5 protein-coding genes are annotated in these 4,950 nt (G+C 56.6%); all 5 read right to left on the minus strand.

All coding sequences use genetic code 11. The features are described from left to right. Positions 1-229 precede the first annotated feature (229 nt). Genes ccmI through ccmE form a run of 5 tightly spaced genes read right to left on the minus strand, consistent with a single transcriptional unit; the run spans position 230 to position 4,947 of the window. On the minus strand, positions 230-1,519 hold the full coding sequence (gene ccmI, locus ACMTNU_RS20055) for a c-type cytochrome biogenesis protein CcmI (RefSeq protein ID WP_413937067.1): 1,290 nt from the start codon (positions 1,517-1,519) through the stop codon (positions 230-232). After that, positions 1,516-1,986 (minus strand): cytochrome c-type biogenesis protein CcmH, encoded by a 471-nt coding sequence (locus tag ACMTNU_RS20060; protein WP_413937068.1) that lies wholly within the window; start codon positions 1,984-1,986, stop codon positions 1,516-1,518. The genes ccmI and ACMTNU_RS20060 overlap by 4 nt, the downstream gene beginning before the upstream one ends. Then, on the minus strand, positions 1,983-2,510 hold the full coding sequence (locus tag ACMTNU_RS20065; RefSeq protein WP_413937069.1) for a DsbE family thiol:disulfide interchange protein: 528 nt from the start codon (positions 2,508-2,510) through the stop codon (positions 1,983-1,985). Before ACMTNU_RS20065 ends, ACMTNU_RS20060 begins: the two co-directional genes overlap by 4 nt. After that, positions 2,507-4,498: a heme lyase CcmF/NrfE family subunit gene (locus ACMTNU_RS20070; RefSeq protein ID WP_413937070.1), complete on the minus strand. Its 1,992-nt coding sequence runs from the start codon at positions 4,496-4,498 to the stop codon at positions 2,507-2,509. Before ACMTNU_RS20070 ends, ACMTNU_RS20065 begins: the two co-directional genes overlap by 4 nt. Continuing rightward, complete coding sequence (gene ccmE, locus ACMTNU_RS20075) at positions 4,495-4,947, minus strand: cytochrome c maturation protein CcmE (RefSeq protein WP_413937071.1); 453 nt, start codon at positions 4,945-4,947, stop codon at positions 4,495-4,497. The genes ACMTNU_RS20070 and ccmE overlap by 4 nt, the downstream gene beginning before the upstream one ends. Positions 4,948-4,950 lie beyond the last annotated feature (3 nt).

Genomic DNA, 4,950 nt, shown 5'->3' on the forward strand with positions numbered 1-4,950 from the left:
TTTTACCGTCACAGCTCGACTCCTTCCGTTTGATGGCCAGTGCGCTCTGTCCTTCAACAAACACTTACTCATTGCACGCTTGTATCTACTTACTTCTATTGCGCAAAATTAGAAATAGAATGGCGGCGAAATATAGCTCAGCCCCATCCGGGTGTCAAGAAATTTTCATGCGTCGCGATCGGAGAACGTCGCAGATTTCTTCATCAAAACCATAAGGATTCCACTTCGGTCACGGACGCTCCCGATCGATGACGACCGTAATGTTTTCAGCTCCCGGCTTGATCGGCTGGCTCATTCCTTCCAAGTCTCCACTTTCCGCCATTGCCCTTCCGGATTTCGAAAGGCGCGCGACGATAACAACGGTGTCGATATCCGACAATTTTCTCGACGGCATCGGGCTCGTAGAGTCATCAAGCCGGAAGGTAAACGGGAGATCCTTTCTTGAGGCCCTCACAATAGACACCGGCATCGGTGGACCCGCCACGTCCTTGGCAAAGACGAACAGCGTGTCGGGCAAAGAACCCTTGTTCGCTAGATTCGGCCCTAATACCACCTTGCCTGTAATCGCGCGAGACTGGCCGGATGCCGCGGCCGCCTTGGCTGGCTTCGCCTGCTCCATCGGCGGATTCGCCACCAGCATATTCATACTCGGCCCACCACCCATTCGCCGTTTCGCTTCGGCGATGCTGGCCTTGAGCTGATCAGACGATTCTTGTTCGTCAGCTGGGAGATAGGCGTGGGCATCTTCCCACTCCTTGACCGCGCGGGCAAAATCTTTCCGGTTATATGCAATCGTCCCTGATAACATGAGGGCCTTGACGTTGTGCGGATCAAGCTTCAACGCCTTTTGGATCAAGGTTTCCGGCCGCCCCTCAAGCTTACGCCCCTGATGCACCGCGAGGGCATCCGCATAGTCGGCGAGAAGACTCGCATTGTCAGAATCAAGCTTCGTCGCCCGTTCAAAGATGGGCACTGCATCCGCGTACCGCTCCATTGCCATGTAGGATCGCGCGAGCAACCCCCAGCCGATCGCATCGTTGGGATTCTGCTCCAACTTCTTTCGCAATTGTTCGATCAGCTGGTTCAACCCCTCCGCCATCTGCCTATCGCCGCCGGGTCCGCCTTGAGAGGCGGCGGACACTGCCGGATGGGTCATGGCCGCAGGATTCCCCAAGGTCCAATAGAGCACACCGCTGGACGCGGGAATAATCATTGCTAACGACAGCGCGACAAATCGAAGATTCACAAGTCCTCCCGTAGTCGTCGTTGAAGTATCAGTAGAACCGGTCTCTTCGAGTACGCGGCGCTCCAGTTCACTTCGTGCGGCCTGGTACTGCTCATCGGTCAGCAACCCACCGGCAAGATCTTGCTCCAACTCCGAAAACTGCTGCCGATACACCGGCAATTTCTTCTCTTGTTCATTGGTCACGGTTGACTGGCGCATCAACAGCGGGCGTAGGACAAGCCCTAGAATAGCAAGAGTCATGGCGGACACGATAGACCAGAATGTTACCGTCATGGACGCTTCCCTCCTTCGGCCAACAACTGTTCGACTCGTCGATGCTCGTCTTCCGTGACCGGCACATCGACCACCTTACCGGCCCGACGTCGCAACGTGATAATCAGCGCAGTCGCGCCGACAATCACCAGCACAAACGGCCCGACCCACAGAAGGGTCGTCGTGGCCTTGAGTGGCGGTCGGTACAAAACAAAGTCGCCATACCGCGCCGTCAGAAACTCGATGATCTCCTGATCACTCATGTTCTTCGCAATCATTTCCCTGACCTCCCGACGCAGGTCTTCGGCGAGCGGAGCGTTGGAATCGGCCAAGGTCTGGTTCTGGCACACCAAACAGCGCAGTTCAACGGCAAGATGTTTGAGCCGTGCTTCGCTCGCCGGGTCATCAGCCAACGGCCTGGCTTCACCAGCCCAGACGGGCCCGGACAGGAACAGAGCGACGATGAGTGCGATCCATTGTATGTTCATTGTGCTTCAAGCTGCTTGACGAGGGGAATGATCTTTTTCTCAACGGTCTCAGGATCCAACGGACCAATTTGCTTGTACTGGATGACCCCTTGCTTATCGATCACGTAGGTCTCGGGCACTCCGTACACTCCATAGTTGATCCCGACCCGGCCTGCGTCATCCACGCCCACAATCGGATAGGGATTACCCCACCGGCTCAACCAGGTCATCGCTTCGTCGCGTTGATCCTTATAATCCATGCCGTAGATCGGCACCTCCCCGGACTTCGCCAGATCCATCAGGACCGGATGTTCCGTCTTACACCCACTGCACCACGAAGCCCAAAAATTGAGCAACCACACTTTCCCCTTCATATCCGCCGGCGAAAATACTTTTGATGGCTCGAACAACTGCGGCTGAGAGAAATCCGGTGCGGCCTTCCCGACGAGAGGAGATGGAATTTCCCGAGGATTGAGCTTCAGGCCGATCCCGAGAAACACCACGACAACAATAAAAATCGACAGCGGCAGGAGAAAGCGATTCATGCCACTTTTCGCCTTGCTGCGCGAGTAGCCGCAGGCACAGCCGGCTCTTGCCGACGCCAGGCAATGCGATACCGGCGATCGCTGATGGCGAGCACACCACCCAGCGCCATGATAAAACATCCGCCCCAAATCCAATCGACAAACGGCTTATGATAGAGCCGCACGCTCCAGGCTCCATCATCGAGCGGCTCTCCCAACGATACATACAGATCCCGCAACAATCCGGCATCGATCGCCGCTTCGGTCATGATTTGGTTCTGAGCCGTATACCGCCGCTTCTCGGGATTGAGAACCGTCGTCTCTCGACCATCACGACTTACCGAGAAGTTCCCACGGGCCGCCGTGTAATTCGGGCCAACCACATCCTGTGCACCATCGAATCGGAACGTGTAGTCACCGATCGTCGCTGTTTCTCCCACATTCATCTTCACATCTTTTTCCGTTTCAAAGCCCTTCACCATGGTCACACCGACGATAAACACCGCGATGCCGCAATGCGCGACAAGCATCCCCCAATAGGATCTAGGCACAGAGGCCAACCGCTCTGTAAGGCTATTGCCGGCGACATGCGTCAACCGTTCTCGTAACGACACCACGGCCGTGGTGATGATCCAGATCGCCAGTAAGAGGCCAAGGCTGAGCAAGGGCGTCCAATTGCCCATGGCAATCGGTAATGTGATCGCCGTGACCACACTCACCCCGAACGCCCACCGCAAGCGCTTGGTCAGGTCTGGCACACTCGCCTTTTTCCACTGAGCAAGGGGACCGATTCCCATCAAGAAAATTGCTGGAGCCATCAACGGGACAAACACCGAGTCAAAATACGGAGGCCCAACGGAGATTTTTCCGAGGTCCAGCGCGTCCAAAAATAAGGGGTACAGCGTTCCTAACAGTACTGAGCCCATCGCCGCCACCAGCAACACGTTGTTCGCGAGCAACATTCCCTCACGCGACACCGACTCAAAACTGCCGCCCAACCCGACGCGCGGTGCTCGCCATGCATACAGGGCCAGCGACCCACCGATCACGATCGCTAAAAAAGCCAGAATGAACATCCCGCGCTTTGGGTCGGTCGCAAAGGCATGCACGGAAGTCAGCACACCTGACCGCACGAGGAATGTCCCAAGAAGACTCAACGAAAAGGCCATGATGGCCAGGAGAACCGTCCAGACTTTGAACCCACCTCGCTTGTCAGTGACGGCCAACGAATGAACCAACGCCGTCCCTGCCAGCCACGGCATGAAGGAGGCGTTCTCAACCGGGTCCCAGAACCACCAGCCGCCCCAACCTAACTCGTAATAGGCCCAGCCACTGCCCATCGCAATACCAACAGTCAAAAAGCACCACGCCACAGTCGTCCAGGGGCGAGACCAGCGGGCCCAGGCTGCATCGAGATTCCCCCCCAATAGCGCGGCAATGGCAAAGGCAAAGGCCACTGAGAACCCGACATACCCCATGTACAGCATCGGCGGATGGATCACCATGCCCGGATCCTGCAAGAGCGGATTGAGGTCACGCCCCTCAGCAGCAGCCGGAATCAGCCGCTCGAATGGGTTGGACACTGTCAGCATGAACAAAAGAAATCCGATACTGACGAGGCCCATCACACCGAGAATACGAGATCGTGTGGACTCGGGAAGATGAGCGGAGAACAGCGTGACCGCAAACATCCAGAGGGTCAGGATCAGAGTCCATAGAAGCAGCGATCCTTCATGCGCGCCCCAGATAGCCGCCAGGCGATAATGAAGCGGAAGTTGCGAATTGCTTGTGGCCGCGACATACAGAACGGAGAAATCCTTCTCAGCAAACGCGTACGCGAGACAGCCGAACGCGGTGAGCACCAAGAGAAACTGTCCGCGCGCCGCCGGCTTGGCCACGGCCATCAACGCCGAGTTCCCCACCGCCGCACCGTAGATAGGAAGAATGCCCTGCACCACGGCAACGCACAGTGCAAGAATCAACGCAAAATGACCGATCTCTGGAATCATAGTGAATCTTTCCTACCTTCAGGAACCACGAGCGATTTGCTTTGCTGGGCCCCGGAAGCCTTCGCCTTGGCCATCGCCGCAGCTGCTTCAGGCGGCATATAGTTTTCATCATGCTTCGCCAGCACCTCACTGGCGACGAAGGTGCCGTCGGGCGCCAACTGACCCTGTGCGACGGCACCTTTCCCTTCTTTGAACAGGTCCGGCAATATTCCCTTGTAGGTCACGGGCACGCGTTTCGCCGTATCCGTCACCACAAAGTGGACAGTGAGACCATCGCCCTCACGCTTGAGGCTGCCGTCTTCGACCATCCCTCCGATCCGGAAGGGTCGGCCTTTCGGCACGTCGCCGTTTGCCACCTCGGTGGGCGTGTGAAAGAGCGAAAGATTACTCTTCAATGCATTCATCACCAGCCAAGTGGCCACAACCACTACCACTAGACCCAACCCGATAAA

The organism is Nitrospira sp. BLG_1, assembly GCF_047338595.1.
In the GTDB taxonomy this organism is placed as follows: Bacteria; Nitrospirota; Nitrospiria; order Nitrospirales; family Nitrospiraceae; genus Nitrospira_D.

Excerpts from the sequence above, each read along its gene's own strand:
- ccmI (WP_413937067.1), bottom strand. The coding sequence starts at position 1,519 with ATGACGGTAACATTCTGGTCTATCGTGTCCGCCATGACTCTTGCTATT.
- ACMTNU_RS20060 (WP_413937068.1), bottom strand. The coding sequence starts at position 1,986 with ATGAACATACAATGGATCGCACTCATCGTCGCTCTGTTCCTGTCCGGG.
- ACMTNU_RS20065 (WP_413937069.1), bottom strand. The coding sequence starts at position 2,510 with ATGAATCGCTTTCTCCTGCCGCTGTCGATTTTTATTGTTGTCGTGGTG.
- ACMTNU_RS20070 (WP_413937070.1), bottom strand. The coding sequence starts at position 4,498 with ATGATTCCAGAGATCGGTCATTTTGCGTTGATTCTTGCACTGTGCGTT.